The organism is Sulfitobacter alexandrii (assembly GCF_001886735.1).
Taxonomy (GTDB): domain Bacteria; phylum Pseudomonadota; class Alphaproteobacteria; order Rhodobacterales; family Rhodobacteraceae; genus Sulfitobacter; species Sulfitobacter alexandrii.
The window spans coordinates 1,679,655-1,695,684 of record NZ_CP018076.1 but is presented as its reverse complement, the minus strand read 5'-3'; the positions used below and the strand labels follow the sequence as shown (position 1 = coordinate 1,695,684).

The 16,030-nt window shown below is 64.0% G+C and carries 16 protein-coding genes, 1 tRNA gene and 1 pseudogene; 8 read left to right on the top strand and 10 right to left on the bottom strand.

Annotated features, from left to right (window positions below; genetic code table 11):
- Positions 1–12: 12 nt before the first annotated feature.
- From BOO69_RS08195 to BOO69_RS08180, 4 genes are all read left to right on the top strand, one after another.
- Entirely contained in the window at positions 13–1,878 is a 1,866-nt protein-coding gene (locus BOO69_RS08195) for a ParB/RepB/Spo0J family partition protein (RefSeq protein WP_071971723.1), read from the top strand.
- A gap of 477 nt (positions 1,879–2,355) precedes the next feature.
- Positions 2,356–2,511 carry a hypothetical protein gene (locus tag BOO69_RS23230; protein WP_172839516.1) on the top strand — a complete coding sequence of 52 codons (156 nt, stop codon included), beginning with the start codon at positions 2,356–2,358 and terminating at the stop codon, positions 2,509–2,511.
- 77 nt (positions 2,512–2,588) lie between these two features.
- Positions 2,589–2,834, top strand: a complete 246-nt coding sequence (locus BOO69_RS08185; protein WP_071971721.1) for a MerR family transcriptional regulator — start codon at positions 2,589–2,591, stop codon at positions 2,832–2,834.
- Positions 2,831–3,892, top strand: a complete 1,062-nt coding sequence (locus BOO69_RS08180; RefSeq protein WP_172839515.1) for a tyrosine-type recombinase/integrase — start codon at positions 2,831–2,833, stop codon at positions 3,890–3,892. The genes BOO69_RS08185 and BOO69_RS08180 overlap by 4 nt, the downstream gene beginning before the upstream one ends.
- A 34-nt stretch (positions 3,893–3,926) precedes the next feature.
- Here the strand turns inward: BOO69_RS08180 and BOO69_RS08175 are convergent.
- Positions 3,927–4,003 (bottom strand) — tRNA-Arg (locus tag BOO69_RS08175).
- A 161-nt stretch (positions 4,004–4,164) separates the two neighbouring features.
- Here BOO69_RS08175 and BOO69_RS08170 point away from each other — a divergent pair.
- Positions 4,165–5,691, top strand: a complete 1,527-nt coding sequence (locus tag BOO69_RS08170) for a peroxidase family protein (RefSeq protein WP_071971719.1) — start codon at positions 4,165–4,167, stop codon at positions 5,689–5,691.
- Positions 5,692–5,724: 33 nt separating this feature from the next.
- On the opposite strand, the gene BOO69_RS08165 is transcribed toward BOO69_RS08170, so the two are convergent.
- From BOO69_RS08165 to iscR, 9 genes and pseudogenes are all read right to left on the bottom strand, one after another.
- Positions 5,725–6,945, bottom strand: coding sequence for a cysteine desulfurase (locus BOO69_RS08165; RefSeq protein WP_071971718.1), 1,221 nt, complete (start codon positions 6,943–6,945; stop codon positions 5,725–5,727).
- Positions 6,945–7,523 (bottom strand): YIP1 family protein, encoded by a 579-nt coding sequence (locus BOO69_RS08160; protein ID WP_071971717.1) that lies wholly within the window; start codon positions 7,521–7,523, stop codon positions 6,945–6,947. Before BOO69_RS08160 ends, BOO69_RS08165 begins: the two co-directional genes overlap by 1 nt.
- Positions 7,520–8,011: a YIP1 family protein gene (locus BOO69_RS08155; RefSeq protein WP_071971716.1), complete on the bottom strand. Its 492-nt coding sequence runs from the start codon at positions 8,009–8,011 to the stop codon at positions 7,520–7,522. Before BOO69_RS08155 ends, BOO69_RS08160 begins: the two co-directional genes overlap by 4 nt.
- Positions 8,011–9,291 carry a Fe-S cluster assembly protein SufD gene (sufD, locus tag BOO69_RS08150; RefSeq protein WP_071971715.1) on the bottom strand — a complete coding sequence of 427 codons (1,281 nt, stop codon included), beginning with the start codon at positions 9,289–9,291 and terminating at the stop codon, positions 8,011–8,013. Before sufD ends, BOO69_RS08155 begins: the two co-directional genes overlap by 1 nt.
- Positions 9,291–10,046, bottom strand: a complete 756-nt coding sequence (gene sufC / locus BOO69_RS08145; protein ID WP_071971714.1) for a Fe-S cluster assembly ATPase SufC — start codon at positions 10,044–10,046, stop codon at positions 9,291–9,293. Before sufC ends, sufD begins: the two co-directional genes overlap by 1 nt.
- Before the next feature lie 50 nt (positions 10,047–10,096).
- Positions 10,097–11,044 (bottom strand): FkbM family methyltransferase, encoded by a 948-nt coding sequence (locus BOO69_RS08140; protein ID WP_071971713.1) that lies wholly within the window; start codon positions 11,042–11,044, stop codon positions 10,097–10,099.
- Positions 11,045–11,130: 86 nt separating this feature from the next.
- Positions 11,131–12,666, bottom strand: a complete 1,536-nt coding sequence (gene sufB, locus BOO69_RS08135) for a Fe-S cluster assembly protein SufB (RefSeq protein ID WP_071971712.1) — start codon at positions 12,664–12,666, stop codon at positions 11,131–11,133.
- 15 nt (positions 12,667–12,681) lie between these two features.
- On the bottom strand, positions 12,682–13,779 hold the full coding sequence (locus tag BOO69_RS08130) for a cysteine desulfurase family protein (RefSeq protein ID WP_071971711.1): 1,098 nt from the start codon (positions 13,777–13,779) through the stop codon (positions 12,682–12,684).
- Between the two features lie 103 nt (positions 13,780–13,882).
- A pseudogene (iscR, locus tag BOO69_RS08125) lies at positions 13,883–14,340 on the bottom strand (Fe-S cluster assembly transcriptional regulator IscR).
- Between the two features lie 187 nt (positions 14,341–14,527).
- Between iscR and BOO69_RS08120 the strand changes: the two are divergent.
- From BOO69_RS08120 to BOO69_RS08110, 3 genes are read left to right on the top strand one after another with little or no spacing between them, the layout of a single operon-like run.
- On the top strand, positions 14,528–15,181 hold the full coding sequence (locus BOO69_RS08120) for an alpha/beta hydrolase (protein ID WP_071971710.1): 654 nt from the start codon (positions 14,528–14,530) through the stop codon (positions 15,179–15,181).
- Positions 15,182–15,192: 11 nt separating this feature from the next.
- The gene (locus BOO69_RS08115; RefSeq protein ID WP_071971709.1) at positions 15,193–15,432 is read left to right on the top strand and encodes a hypothetical protein; all 240 of its coding nucleotides are present in this window, start codon (positions 15,193–15,195) and stop codon (positions 15,430–15,432) included.
- The gene (locus BOO69_RS08110) at positions 15,429–16,022 is read left to right on the top strand and encodes an HD domain-containing protein (protein WP_071971708.1); all 594 of its coding nucleotides are present in this window, start codon (positions 15,429–15,431) and stop codon (positions 16,020–16,022) included. The genes BOO69_RS08115 and BOO69_RS08110 overlap by 4 nt, the downstream gene beginning before the upstream one ends.
- Positions 16,023–16,030 lie beyond the last annotated feature (8 nt).

The window sequence follows — 16,030 nt, the reverse complement described above, 5'->3', positions numbered from 1 at the left end:
AGGAAGCCCCACATGACCGACCAATCCCCCATCGCCCGCAGCACCCGGACCGTGCCGCTGACCGCGCTGTTCCTGCATCCTTTCAACCCGCGGCAGGAGCACGACGAGACGGATATCGCCGCGCTTGCGAAATCCATCTCGATCAACGGCTTGCTGCAGAACCTTAACGTGTTCGATGGCCCGGAAGGATTGGGTGTCGTCGCCGGCGGTCGCCGCCTGCGCGCGCTGGAGCTTCTGGCCCATGAAGGCTCGGGCATCGACCCACTGCGAGACGGCGTTCAGATCGACTTCGAGAACATCCCGGTCCATGTGACCGACGACGAGATGATGGCGCGCAGCTGGGCCGGCACCGAGGGCGCCACCCAACGCCCGCTGCATCCGGCCGAGGAGATCCGCGCCTATGCGGCGATGGCGGACCAGGGGAACACGCCCGAACTGATCGCGGCCGCCTTCGGCCAGACACTCGCACATGTGCTGCGCCGCCTGCGCCTATCACGGCTGTCCGACGCGACGCTAACCGCGCTGCGCGAGGGGCAGATCACCCTCGATGTCGCGCAGGTCCTCACCCTGACCGATAGCCTGCCGCGCGAGATGGAAGCGCTGAACCTCGCCACCGAACAGGGCTTCGGCGCCGCCCGCCTGCGCCGGCAGCTGCTGGAAGGCAACGTGCCCTCCACTGACCGGCGGGTGCGCTACATCGGCTTGGACCTCTACCGGGCCGAGGGCGGCAAGATGGACGAGGATCTGTTCAACGATCAATCCGTCCTGCACAACGTCGAGCTGGTGGAAAACCTGTTCCGGCAGAAGCTGACCAAGGCCGCCGAGGATCTTCAGCAGGCCGAAGGGTTCGCCCGGGTCATTCCCATCTTCGAGACCTGGCTGGGACACCAGCACACCGATGACATGCGCCGCATTCACCGGGCAAGCGTCGAGCTGCCCGATGCCGACATGACCCGCTACGAAGAGTTGTGCGAGATCGGAGAGGCGCGGGAGTTCACCAGCGGAGAGGCAGGGGAGTTCGACCGGCTCGAAGACCGGATGAAAGGCGACTACGCGGACGAAGAGCGCGCGGCTGCCACGGCATATCTCTTGGTCAATCATGAAGGCAAACTTGAGCAGACCGGCGCCTACATCCCGATCAAGCGCGCCGGCAGCGCCGCAGGCAGCGACAGCATTGAAACCGTCAAGCCCAAGCCGCCGGTGAGCCAGGCGGGCATCGACGATCTGCACCGCATCCAGCGGATCGCGCTGCAAACGGAAATGCTGCGCCGGCCAGAGTTGGTGCTTGATCTGCTGGCGTTCCAACTCTGGCACGAGATCTCGAGCTGGTCGGGTGCGTTCAACGTGGTCGCGACGGAGCAGGACGCGCTGCCGGCATCGACCGAGGCGCTGACCATCGACAAGCGGATCACCGGTGAGGACGACGCGCCCCTGCCGCGCCTGGGCGAGGACATCGGGTCCGACTTCAAGGCCTTCTTGGACAAGGGCAAGAAGTACCGCAACACCGTGCTGACCCTTGCGCTGGTGCGCTGCGTGAACGCGCCCTTCGGGGCCCGGATCAACGGCGCGATGATGGAGGCGCTGGAGGTCACGCCCCGCAGCATCTGGACGCCGACGGCCGAGAACTTCTTCAAGTACTGCCGGTCGGATGCGCTTGACGCGATCTGGCGCACCCTGGTGGCCACGGAGGATCGAGCCGACCAGATGGAGCGGTTCACCAAGCTGAAGGTCGGCGAGAAGCGCAAGGAGCTCGAGGCGCTGTTCAACGACGCCAGCACCCAGGAAGCCTTGGGCCTCAGCCGCGCCGAGATCACGGCGATCGACGCCTGGCTGCCGGACGCGATCGCGAGGAATGTCTCGGAAGGGGCAGCGACATGACGCCGTTGGATCTACTCCTGATGGCGCTTGGTATCGACACTTCTGGTAGCGGCGGCGGAGGTTTCGAAATGAGGCAAACCGGTGACCGTCCCATGGATAATGTCCGCCCTTGGGCTAGCTACTCAGTATTGCACCAAGCAGGAAGTGTTCGCAGTGTCCCTGACCATCGCCGCAGCCTGTTGCATCATCGTATATTTTACCATTGGATTGGTCCGCGTCGCAGACGAGGGAACAAAAGGGTTCTTCTCGGATATCTTCCGCACAGTTTTCTGGCCCATTCATCTTCTGATAAAGATGCTCCGACGTCGCTGACGGCGCGCCGGGAGGAATTAGCGCATTCAATTTCGCGCGCCTGTACAACTTCGACATCCCCCCTCAACGAACGAAACAAAGCGGGCAAACGGCAACCTCAAGTTGACCTGATTGATGGTCATACTATCGTTTTGGGAACAGACCCAAAAATGACCACGGAGGTGCATGTTGACCACCGTAGCGGGCGTCATACCAATTGCCTATTTGATATTCGGCCTGTTCTGGATGGCGGACAAAGGCGGCAAAGGATTTATCGCAGACGTGAAACAGGGGCTATTCTGGCCGTACTACGTCTGGCGCGATTTCAGAAACCGGCGCTGAATTCAAAATTCCCCGCGACCTACGTCAGACTTAACGTATCGCCCTCCCTGACCCGAGCGCGTGAGGAGGTGTAGGCGATGCCGGCTCTGTCTTTCATCCCAAGGCTCATGCCAGCGCCACAGGCCGCGCATTATCTGGGTGTCAGCGAGTCCAAGTTGCGGTGCCTGAAGCTGCCCCGCAAGGTGTTGGACGGCAAGCGGCTATATGACCGGATCGAACTTGACGCCTATGCGGACAACCTCGCTACTGAAGGCGGGATACCGGGATCAGACATGGGAGGCGGTAATTCATGCGACGACATCTTCGGCATGGCGCCAGAATGAAGCACCTCAACCCCAACGGTCGTTTCCCCTCTGGCAACCCAAGGTACTACTTCCGCCCCAAGGGCCAGAAAGGCGTGCCGATGCCCGACACGCCCAAGAATGATCCTGTCTTCCTGAAGAAGTACGCCGAGCTGCTGGCAGCCCACGATGGCAGCAAGCCGCACCCGGCCGTCAGGCACCGGACGGGCACGCTGGGTGCTGGTATCAGGGCTTATCTGGCCTCCGATGTGTTCATGAGCCTCGCACCCACCACGCGGGCGCTGTGGCGGCGTGCGCTTGAGGACATCGAGGCCCGCTACGGCGCCGCGCTGTTCGATGACCTGCAGACGCGCCACATCCGCAAGGACCTGTCGCGGCTCAATGCACATCCGGCGAACACGCGGCGTAAAATATGGCGCGGGTTGTGCCGCTGGGCTGAAGATGCCGGCCTCATCGAGGAGGATCCGGCACGCGCCGTCCGCCGCAGAGCGACACCTAAGACCGACGGCCGCGTTGCCTGGACACGAGACGATGTCGCCAAGTTCCGGGCCCACTGGCCGCACGACACGCATCAACGGCTGGCCTTCGAGCTCATGCACCGCACCTGCGCCGCGATCGGTGATGCTGGCCGGCTCGGCCCTGGTATGATCAAGGACGGCTGGCTGACCTACAGACGCCAGAAGTCCGGCAGCGAGGCCACCTGCCCCTTCAATGTGCCGGGACCCGCCTGGTTCGAGGCGGACGACCACCTCCGCCGTTGCCTGGACCAGCACCCCCGCCACATGACCTTCCTCGTGACAGGCCGCGGCGCGCCGCGCAGCCCGAAGGCGGCAGCGCAATGGTTTTCGCGCGCCTGCACGGCCGCCGGCCTTGACGCCGACAAGACTGCCCACGGGATCCGGAAACATCGCGCGGCTGTCTTCAAGGAGAACGGCGCAACCGACGCGCAGCGCATGGCGATCCTGGGCCACGAAACAGCCAGCGAAGCGGCACGCTACAGCAAGTCGGCCGACCTGAGGCGGATCATATCAGGAACGGAAAGTTCCCACTCGGACAGCCAAAGTTCCCAAAAGTCCTGATTTCTTCAATAAAATCAATACTGCTTCAAGGGGATGGCGGACCATAGAGGATTCGAACCTCTGGCCTCTGCCTTCGGAGGGCAGCGCTCTATCCAGCTGAGCTAATGGTCCACTGCAGTTCCTATACATAAGCGCCCCAGCCCCCGCAATGCCCCGGGTAGGGTTTTCCCCACTTATGCGCGGGGCCATCGGGGCGCATGATACCCGCATTAAGGGAATTTCATAAAGAGTGGCAGTTCTTACCCGGATTTTCACCAGAATCGGAGATTGAAATGACCAAGCAATACCATGGCCTTTCGCGCCTCGACCAACTTGCCAAGACCTGCCTTGAGGGGAACGGGCCCAACGCCGTCTTTCCCCGTGTCCTCGACCGGATGCTCAAGCGCAACCCGGTGCATATCGACAACATCAGCCACGCAGACGTGATAGATGCGCTGACCGACCTGTCCGTGACCATGGGCAGGGACGATCAGACCGACGGCCCGGCCGAGGCGGGCATGACCTTTCTCGGGCAGTTCGTCGACCACGACATCACCCTTGATGCTACCAGTGCGCTGGGATCACGGATCGACCCGGCGACCATCACCAATGTCCGCACACCCAACCTCGACCTCGACTGCGTCTATGGCGCGGGGCCGGAGGCCTCGCCGCACCTGTACGGCAACGGGGCGGCCGAGCAGTTCCTCATGTTCGGCCGGGAGGAGAACCACCTGGACCTTGCGCGGACCTGTTCGGGCAAGGCGCTGATCGGCGATCCGCGCAACGACGAGAACGTGATCGTGGCGCAGATCCAGAGCATCTTCATCCGGCTGCACAACATCCTGATGACCTACCGGCAGGAAAACGGGGACACCGCGAAGGATATCAAGACCTGCGCGATGGCGGGCATGGATGCGGGCGTCTGGGCCGACCATGTCGTGCCCTCGCTCGAGGATTTCGAACAGGTCCGCCGCTTCATCCGGCTGCATTACCAGTACATCGTCTGGAACGAGATGTTGCCGGCCTTCGTGGACAAGGCTTGCCTCGAGGCGGCGTGGCACCATGACGTGCTGCCGCCCATGGCCCCGGTGATGCCGGTGGAATTCACCGGCGCGGCCTATCGTTTCGGTCATGCCACCACGCAGTTCCAGTACAAGCTGCGCAAGGACGGCGATCCGCTGGGTCTGTTCTCCACGCTCGGCTTCGGCCCCCGGCCCGAAAGCGCGAACATGGATTATGACGTCATGTTCCATATGACGGGCGGGGGCACGCACCAGCATGCGCGTCCGGTGGGCACGGGGCTGGGGCTGCCGCTGCTCAACCTGCCGTTCGTGCATGATCCGATCCGTCTCAAGGACATCGATCACACCCTGACGCTGGACCAGTCGCGGAACCTGCCCCTGCGCAACATGATCCGCGACCGCTATACCTACGAACTGGCCAGCGGGCAGATGGCGGCGGCGCATTTCGGGATCGACAAGCGGCCCGAAGTGCCCGACCCGCTGAAGGACAAGGGGTTCCGCAAGACTCCGCTCTGGTTCTACTGCCTTCAGGAGGCGGAGGAATTCGGCGGCGGCAGGCTGACCGGGGTGGGCGGCACTCTGGTCGCGGGTGTCTTTGCCAACCTGCTCAAACGAGACAAGGCCAGCGTCTACCACGTGCCGCATTTCAAGCCGTGGCACGGCTTCACCGGCAACGAGAGCGTCCTCGCTGGCATCATCGCCTTTGTCGAGAAGCACTACGGCGACGTGGCCTTTGCCCCGAACCTGCGGTGCGGACCGACTGCGGCCGAATGGCAGGCCAACACGCCGGGCACGTGAAGAAAAGGCCGGTCCCGGGGGTCGCCCCCGGGATCAGGCGAACAGGTCGTGGGCCAGTTCCAGCGCATCGACGAGCACGTCCACCTCCTGCGTGGTATTGTAGAGACCGAACGACGCGCGGCAGGTGGCCGTCACCCCAAGGTGGTCCATCAGCGGACCGGCACAGTGATGCCCCGCCCTCACGGCCACGCCCTTCTTGTCAAGGATGGTCGAGATGTCATGCGCGTGCGCCGCCCCGTCCAGCGAAAAGCTGAAGATCGCGGCCTTGTCCGGCGTGGTGCCCTGTACCTGAAGCCAGTTGAGCCCACCCAGCTTGGACACCGCATAGTCACGCAAGGAATCCTCATGCGCCGCGATGTTGTCCATTCCCAGCGCCATCATGTAGTCCAGCGCGACGCCCAGCCCGATGGTCTGCACGATTCCGGGCGTCCCAGCCTCGAACTTCATCGGCGGATCGTTGTAGGTCACGTCGTCCTTCGTGACTTCGCGGATCATGTCGCCGCCCCCGATGAAGGGGCGCATTTCCGCCATCCGCTCCTTGCGGATATAGATGGCGCCGGAACCCGACGGCCCGTACAGCTTGTGACCCGTGATCGCGTAGAAGTCGCAGCCGATGTCCTGCAGGTCCACGGGCATGTGGACAGCCGCCTGCGATCCGTCCACCAGCACCGCAACCCCCTTGGCATGCGCCGCCCGGGTGATGGCCTTGACGTCCACCTTCGTCCCCAGCACGTTCGACAGATGCGTGATCGCGACAAGTTTCGTCCGGGGGCCGATCGCGTCGATCACGGCCTGAGGGTCCAGTGCCCCGGTGCTGTCCGTATCCACCCACTTGAGGTTCACGCCCTGACGCTCGCGCAGGAAATGCCAGGGGACGATGTTGGCGTGGTGTTCCATCACGCTCAGCACGATCTCGTCACCGGCTTCCATCCGGGGCATGGCCCAGCCATAGGCGACAAGGTTGATGCCCTCCGTCGTGCCCGAATTCAGCACGATCTCGTCTTCGGACCCCGCGTTGAGAAACCGCGCGACGGTGCCGCGGACCGCTTCGTACTTGTCCGTGGCAAGGTTCGACAGGTAGTGCAGGCCCCGGTGCACGTTGGCATATTCCATGGAATAGGCCCGGGTCACCGCGTCGATCACCGCCTGCGGTTTCTGCGCGGAGGCGCCGTTGTCGAGGTAGACCAGCGGCTTGCCGTTCACCTCGCGGGAGAGGATCGGAAAGTCCCTGCGGATCGCGTTCACATCGTACATCACGTGGCTCCCTGGGCTGCCAGCCCGATTAACGTCAACAGAAGGCCGAGGCCCACAATCACCCCGACGGCGGCGGCGATCAGGACCGCGAGCGCCTGCCAGATGGAGGACAGCCGCATGGCGGCGGTCACGAAGTTCAGAAAGATCCAGAACCCCCAGATGGCCACCCCGAGCGACAGGAACATACCGGCCGGTGGCAGCGCGAGCGACACCACGATGATCGCCAGCTGCGCCGCCGCGCGCAGGATCTGGAACCAGACAACCAGCGCCAAGACGTCGTTCAGCTTTCCGCTCCCGCCGAAGGCCAGACCCGCCCAGTACATGCCGTGCACGTAGATGACCATCATCCCGGCGATGATGATGAAAAGGGCAAGGGGCCGCTCCACGTAAGCGGGCACGGGCAATGTGGTTCCGGATGTCCGGAAGATCACGTAGAGCAGCGCCGCGTTGAAGATGGCGACGAGCGCAAGCGCGGTCCAGAGCACGTCCCGCGTCAGGCCGAGCGTCATGATCTGCTCCGCCGCGTCGCGCGGGGCGCGCAAGGTCGTCTGCACAAGGTTGGCCAGCGCCGGGTTCATGACCCGCGCTCCACCTGCACGGCGGCGCGGTAGCCGGCCCCCCAGAACCAGGCGAAGACCCCCAGCCAGAGGATCCCCACGATGTTCAACTCCAGCCCCGCGCCGACGAAACCCGCCGTCAGTCCCCAAAGCAGCATGACCGGCGTGGACGCGAGCAGCGCCCAGAACAGCGCGATCCGGGCCCCGAAGCCCCCCGGACCTTGGCCAAGCGCGCGGCCGAGCAGCCCGCTCAACCCGGCCACCGCATAGAGGATCAACGGGGCCACGAAGAGCCACGCCATCAGGGTACCTCCCATCAGCATTCCGAGGTCTTCGTCGGTGACGTGGGCCTGCCGGGCCAACCGCGGCGTCTGCGCCACAAAGACCAGCAGGCAGCCGACCATGAGGTAGATCAGCGCACGGTCTTCCCGCGCCCCCTGCCCCAGCAACCGGCGCACGACCTGCCCCGGCCGCCGGTAGGTGGCGACGATATCGCTGGTCGCCGCCATCAGCCGCGGCGGCGCGCCAGCCAGGCGGCCATGCGTGTGTTGATCTCTTCGCGCAGGTTTTCGGCCGCGATTTCCTCGACCGCCTCTGCAAGGAAGGACAGTGTCAGCATGTCCGTCGCCTCGCCCAGCGGCACACCGCGCGAGCGGAGATAGAACAGCGCGTCCTCGTCGATCGCGCCTGACGTGGACCCGTGTGAACACGCCACGTCGTCGGCGTAGATTTCCAGTTCGGGCTTGGCGAGGAACTGGCTGTCCTCGTCGAGCAGCAGCGACTGGCTGATCTGGTAGCCATCGGTCTTCTGCGCGCCCTCCTTGACGAGGATCTTGCCCTGGAACACGCCGGTGGCACCGTTGCGCAGCACCTTCTTGAAGACCTGCCGGCTTTCGCAGTTCACCGCGTCGTGCGTGATGAAAACCGTGTCGTCGTGATGGAACGCCCCGTCGCCAACGCAGGCCCCGGCCACATGGGCCGTCGCGTCGTCGCCCGTCAGTTCGATCACGCATTCGTTGCGCGTGAGCACACCGTTCACGGTCAGCGTGAAGCTCTTGAAGGCCGATTCAGTGCCCAGACGGGCAAAGATATGGGTGGCCGCGCGCCGCTCGTGGTCGCGGCCCTGGGCCCGCACGTGGTGGAACGACGCGCCATCGGCCACGTCCACCTCCATCACCTTGTTGAAACGTGCCGCCGCCGGGCCATTCTCGAGGATCGTCAGTTCCGCGCCGGGGTCCAGCTTGACCACGTGGTGAAGAACCGCGTCCGAACGCTCGGATTCGTGGCGGTAGATGAGGCTCACCGGCTTGGACGGCTTGCCGGGGACGTGGATCAGCACGCCATCGGTGGCAGAGGCGGTGTTCAGCGCCGCAAGCGGCCGCGCGACGGGGGACTGGCCGTTCTTTTCCAGGACGCCGTAGAGGTCCCGTGCCCAGTGCAGGTCGGTGTCCGCTTCGGCCAGCCTCTCGATCTCGATCCCCTCGAGCTGCAGATCGTCCGAGGCATCGGCGTCGAACACGCCGTCGACAAAGACGATTTTCAGACGGTCGAGCGTGTCGAACAGAGGCGCTTCGTCGTTCTCGAAAACAGCCGCCGTTTCGGGCTCCGGCTGGGTCAGCGTGTCGGGACGCGTGTATTTCCAGTATTCGTCCCGCCGCACCGGCAGCCCCATGTCGCGGACACGGCTCAGGGCATCCTCGCGCGCCGCGACGGACCAGCCCTTGCCGGGAAGGGTCACCGTCGCAAGGCGCGTCTCCGTCAGGTTCGGTTTTTCCGCTGCCTGTGCCATTACGCCACCTCGGACATGATACCGGCGTAGCCGTTGTTCTCGACCTCCAGCGCCAGTTCCGGTCCGCCCGTCTTGATGATGCGACCGTCCGCCATGATGTGCACGACGTCCGGCTCGATGTGGTTCAACAACCGCTGGTAGTGCGTGATGACAAGAAAGCCGCGCCCCTCTGTGCGAAGGGCATTCACGCCATCGGCGACCAGCTTCATCGCGTCCACGTCAAGCCCCGAGTCGGTTTCGTCGAGGATGCACATCTTGGGTTCCAGCATGGCCATCTGAAGGATCTCGTTGCGCTTCTTCTCGCCGCCGGAAAAGCCCATGTTGACAGGCCGCTTGAGCATCTCGGCGTCGATCTTCAGATCCTTCGCCTTGGCCCGCACCTCCTTGAGGAAATCGGCAGCGGAAATCTCCGGTTCTCCGCGCGCCTTGCGCTGGGCATTCACCGCCGTGCGCAGGAACGTCATGTTGCCGACACCGGGAATTTCGACCGGGTACTGGAACGCCAGGAACAGCCCCGCCGCCGCGCGTTCCTCGGGTTCCATGTCCAGGATGTCGACACCCAGCAGCGTGGCCGAACCGTCGGTGACTTCGTAGCCGTCCTTGCCCGACAGCACGTAGGACAGCGTCGACTTGCCCGACCCGTTCGGGCCCATGATCGCGTGCACCTTGCCGGCCTCGACCTCCAGATCGACCCCCTTGAGGATCTGCTTGTCCTCTTCTTCCAGTTTCACATGCAGGTTCTTGATGCTCAGCATTTGTCGTCTCCTTCTCGGCACTTGGCCTTTGTTCCATGACGTGCGGCGGCTCAGGCCGCCTTCGTCATCCATTTCGGTAGCTTGTTGAAAAAATCCGCGGGGGCCTGGGCCGCGATCTCGCCGCGCGTCACCAGGTGATCGAGGCAGGCAATCACCAGATCGTAGGAATTGAAGACCCCTGCCGCGGCGATCGCCAGTTGGCGCACCTGGTCGCCGGTCCAGTCGTCCATCTCGCGCGGGTCGCGGATATAGACCGCGTCGCCGTCCAGCATCTGGCTGCGGAAATGCGCAGACACCATCTGCGCGCGCATGGAGTTGCCGACGGGTATCGACTTCACCGCAGCCATCTTGTGCAGCACGAAGCCCTGGTGTCGCAGCTCGAGATCGATTTCCGCCCACATGGGCTCATCCGCGTACATCTGCGCGAACCGGACCTCGGTGATTACCGCGATGGCCTCGCTCAAGGTCTCCTGCGCGCTTTCCAGAACGTCCAGTTCACCGCCCTGGATATCGATCTTGAGCAGGTCCGGACGCGGCAATTCGCCGGTCGGCATGTCATCCAGCGCGATGAGGTCGATCTCCGTCCCCTCGCCCTGGTTGGCGTGCCAGCCGGGCCGTCCGAGGTAGGATACGGATGCCGCATCCATTTTCAGCGTCGATCCAAGACCCGTCGACCTGTGGGGATAGAACTTGCCCTTGCCGGTCTTCCCGATGGCCCGCTGGATCACGTGGGTGTTCGCGCCCGCCTGCGCCTTCAGGGCGGCAAAGGCCTCCGGCTCGGGTTCGAAACCCCAGACCTCGCAAGCGCCGATCGCCAGCAGCTCGGCATAATCGGGAACGTTGACGGGGTTCGCGCCCACGTCGACGATCCTCAGCGGACGCTCCAGATCCAGCAAGGCACGCAGGTAATCGATCCGCCCCTGCAGCGTCCGCAAGGCGGACCGCGGGATGTCGGGCAGGTCGGCGTGACCTTCCTGGGGTGTTTCGACGTTCTGCATGTCGTGTTCTTTCAACGGTTTGCCGACTGTTCTTCAGTCATTCTTCCGTCAACGCCAGGGCCGGAGAACCCGCCCGCCGTTGCCTGTTACCCGACGGACCCTTCCAGCGAGATCGCGACCAGCGCCTGCGCCTCCATGGCGAACTCCATGGGCAGGGCCTGAAGCACGTCCTTGCAGAAGCCATTGACCACAAGGGCCACCGCCTCCTCCTCGTCCATGCCTCGGGACCGGCAGTAGAACATCTGGTCGTCATCCACCTTCGACGTGGTCGCTTCGTGCTCGACCCGGCTCGAATTGTTGCGGACCTCGATGTAGGGCACGGTATGGGCCCCGCACTTGTCGCCGATCAGCAGGCTGTCGCACTGGGTGTAGTTGCGCGACTCCTTCGCCTTGGGGTGCATCGACACCAGTCCGCGATAGGTGTTCTGGGCCTTGCCCGCGCTGATCCCCTTGGACACGATCCGCGACTTGGTGCGCTTGCCCAGATGCACCATCTTGGTGCCGGTATCAGCCTGCTGCATGTTGTTGGCGATGGCGATGGAGTAGAACTCGCCCTGGCTGTCGTCGCCGCGCAGGATGCACGACGGGTACTTCCACGTCACGGCGGAGCCGGTCTCGACCTGCGTCCACATCACCTTGGCCCGATCGCCCCGGCAATCGGCGCGTTTCGTCACGAAGTTGTAGATGCCGCCCTTGCCGTCCTCGTCGCCGGGATACCAGTTCTGCACGGTGGAATACTTCACCTCCGCGTCTTCCTCGACGATGATTTCGACCACCGCGGCGTGAAGCTGGGATTCGTCACGCTGAGGCGCCGTGCAGCCTTCGAGATAGGACACGTACGACCCCTTGTCGGCGATGATCAGCGTCCGCTCGAACTGGCCGGTGTTCTCGGCGTTGATGCGGAAGTAGGTGGACAGCTCCATCGGGCAGCGGACACCGGGCGGCACATAGACGAACGACCCGTCCGAGAACACGGCGCTGTTGAGCGTGGCATAGAAATTGTCGCTGACCGGCACGACCGACCCGAGGTACTTGCGCACCAGCTCGGGATGCTCGCGGATCGCCTCGGAGATCGAGCAGAAGATGACGCCGGCCTTCTTCAGTTCCTCCTGGAAGGTGGTACCGACAGAGACGGAATCGAACACCGCATCGACGGCCACCTTGCGGCCCTCCTCGGGCGCGTCCTCGGCCCCTTCGACCCCGGCGAGGACCATCTGCTCCTTCAGCGGGATGCCCAGCTTCTTGTAGGTTTCCAGCAGCTTGGGGTCCACGTCGTCCAGCGACTTGGGCTTTTCGGCCATGCTCTTGGGCCGGGCATAGTAATACTGTTGCTGGAAGTCGATGTCCGGGTAATCGACCATCGCCCAGTCCGGCTCCTTCTTGGTCAGCCAGCGGTCGTAGGCCTCCAGCCGCCAGTCCGTCATCCACTGCGGCTCGCCGTTCTTTTCTGAGATCAGCTTGACGATGTCCGGCGAAAGGCCCTTGGGCGCATAGTCCATCTCGATGTCGGTGGACCAGCCGTGCTTGTACTTGCCGCCGACCTCGCGCACCGCGTCCACGGTTTCCTGATCGACGCCTTCCTTGACGTTGTCCTGCTCTTTCACGATGTCCAAAGTCATCATCCTTTCCCTGGGCGCTCAAGCGGCCCGTTGTGCGTGTCGTTCGAGTTTCGCGGCCCATGCGTCGGCAAAGCGCGAAACGTCCTCTTCGGTTGTCTCCGGTCCCAGCGAGACGCGAATGGCGCTGGCGGCCTGCGCCTCGTCGTAGCCCATCGCGCGCAGGACGTTGCTGGCCTTGACCTTGCCGCTGGAACAGGCCGATCCCGCGGATATGGCGAACCCGGCAAGATCCATCTGCATGACCTGGGTTTCCCCTTTCCAGCCTTCGGTCAGGATGCAGGAAGTGTTCGGCAGTCGCGCCACCCCTTTCCCGACAAAAATAGTCTTCTTAGAGACGGTCGCAAGGGTCGTCTCGAGAAGGTCGCGCAACCGCGCCACCTCGTCCCATCGCCCCTCCGCCACGTCCCGCGCCGCCGCTTCGGCCGCGGCGCCGAACCCTGCGATCCCGACGAGGTTCTCGGTTCCGGAACGGCGGTTCATCTCCTGCCCGCCGCCCCGCAGGATCGGTTCGGGGTCGGCGGCGGTGAAGTTGATCAAGGCGCCAACACCCTTGGGCCCGCCCAGCTTGTGCGCGGACAGGATCGCGTAGGATGGGGTCTCGTCCTCGTAGACGACCGGCACCTTGCCCGCGACCTGCGTGATGTCGCAGATCACGGAATGCCCCTTGCCACTGCCGGCGACCTGCCCACCCGGCAACATGATGCCTGTCTCGCTGTTCGCGGCGGACACCGCCACCAACCCGTCGGGCAGCGCCGCGCGCCAGTCCGGCGCCAGATGCCCCGCCCTGTCATGAAGCGATGGCAGGTCCTGCTCGCTCCAGACCCGCAGGCAGTCGTGCTCGGTCGGCAAGGCGGCAAAGACCCCGCCATGGCGCGCCTTCTGCGCCACCGCAAGGGCCGCCGCCTCGGTCGCGCTGCCGGTAAAGATCACCTGCGACACCTTGCAGCCCACCAGTGCCGCGACCTGTGCCCTCGCGCGCTCCACCAGCCCTTTCGCCCCGCGCCCCTCCGCATGCACGGAGGACGGGTTTCCGACAACGTCCATCGCCGCAAACATGGCTGCCCGCGCTTCAGCCCTGAGAGGCGTGGTGGCATTATGATCGAGGTAGGTTCTCATGCCTTCTTTATGCCCCCAAATACTTCCAGGGGGGGTGGGGGACAGCGTCCCCCATCCGGAAATGAATCGTGTCGCGCTTGCGCGGCTATCGGATCGCGGAACATCATTCGTCCACCACGGCAAACAGGTTCGGCACGGCGGGACAGGGTGCCAGCTCGTTCGAGATCACGTCGGAAAGCCGCGTCTGGTGCAGAAAAACGTAGACATGCGCGCTCAGCCCCTGCCAGAGGCGGTTTGTCAGCGATTGCGCCCGGCTCCCGGACAGCCCGCCCGATGCGCCGGCCCCCTTGTGCATCGCGTCGACCTTCTCGTCCACTGCCGCAAGGATCTCCACCACGCGGATGTCCGAGGCAGGGCGGGACAGACGGTATCCTCCCCCCGGCCCCGCACCGAGGAAACGAGCTCGGCCCGCCGCAACTTGACGAAAAGCTGCTCGAGGTAGGGCAGCGAGATCGACTGCCGCTCCGCTATATCGCCCAGCGACACCAGCCTGTCTCCCGGCTGCAGCGCGATATCGGCCAGGGCGACCATCGCATAACGTCCCTTCGTCGATAGCTTCATGGCCCGTGGTCCTCTTTCAGCCCGCATTGATTGACGCGGACGCGCGATGCGCATACATGCAATTCCGATCCGGTATGCAGTACCGGCCGATAAAGATTAGAACCGTTCTAAAGTGCCTGAGTGAAGTCGTCAACTATAGACCGCGTCAAGCTGCCCAGACATTAGGAACCAGCATACAGGGACGCCCATGCCAGAGGTCATCTTTCCCGGACCAGAAGGCCGCCTTGAAGGCCGCTATCATCCGCAAAAGGAACGCGACGCACCGATCGCGATCGTCCTCCACCCGCATCCGCAGTTCGGCGGGACTATGAACCACAAGGTCGTCTACAACCTGCATTATGCCTTCTACAACATGGGTTTCACCGTCTTGCGGTTCAATTTCCGCGGCGTGGGACGCAGCCAGGGGGAATACGATCAGGGCATCGGCGAGCTGTCCGACGCGGCATCGGCACTCGATTACCTTCAGTCGATGAACAACAACTCCAAGCATTGCTGGGTCGCGGGCTTCTCCTTCGGCGCGTGGATCGGCATGCAGTTGCTGATGCGGCGCCCCGAAATCACCGGCTTCATCTCGGTCGCGCCCCCCGCGAACATGTACGACTTCAGCTTCCTCGCCCCCTGCCCCTCGTCGGGACTGGTGATCAACGGCACCGCGGACCGCGTGGCGCCGCCGGCCGACACGACCAGCCTCGTCAGCAAGCTTCACGAGCAGAAGGGCATCACCATCACCCACGAACAGATCGAGGGTGCGGGCCACTTCTTTGAAGAGCCCTACATGGACCAGCTGATCGGAGCGACCACCGACTACGTGAAGCGCCGCCTGACCGAAACCACACGCTGACAGGAACCTCCATGGCAGATCCCGTCGTCATCGAAATGGCCAACAAACTGGCCGAGGAATGTCTCGCCGTTCAGTCCGAGACAGGTGAGGACCGTCTTTTCATGGAGGTGGGTAACGTGCTCGGGGCCTCGTCCCAGACGCTCGAAGAGGCGTTTCTCACGGCGATCCGGACCCGCATGGCCAACGAACAGGGCCGCGCGTTCCTGCGCAAGAAGCTGAAAGCCCACCGCGACGCCCATCCCAAGACATGACGGAGCGGAGCCGCCTCGACCGCCAGATCGACTTCCTCGTCGAAGCCGACAAGCTCAAGAACACCATCCGGGCCACGGAACTGTGCGATGCGTCCCGGTACGAGAATTCGGCCGAACATTCGTGGCACCTGACGCTCTATGCGCTGGTGCTGGCGGACCAGGCCGGACCGGGTGTCGAGATCGACCGCGTGATCCGGATGCTCATCCTGCACGACCTCGTGGAAATAGATGCGGGCGACAACCCGATTTTCGGCGCGCTCGATCATGCCGCGATCGAAACGGCGGAGCGGGCGGCCGCCGATCGCATCTTCGGGCTTCTGCCGGACGATCAGCGCGACGCGCTGCGCGCGATCTGGGAGGAGTTCGAAGCGGCCGAAACGCCGTCGGCACAATTCGCCAAATCGCTCGACCGGTTCCAGCCGCCGATGCAGAACCTCGCCTCCGGCGGCGGCAGCTGGACCGATTTCGACGTGACGGAACAGCAGATCCACGACCGCGTCGGCAGCCGGATCGCCATCGGCGCCCCCGCGCTGTGGGACTACGCCCGCAGACGCATTTCCGCTTTCTTCGAAGCGCGCCGCGCGTCCTGATCCCCCAC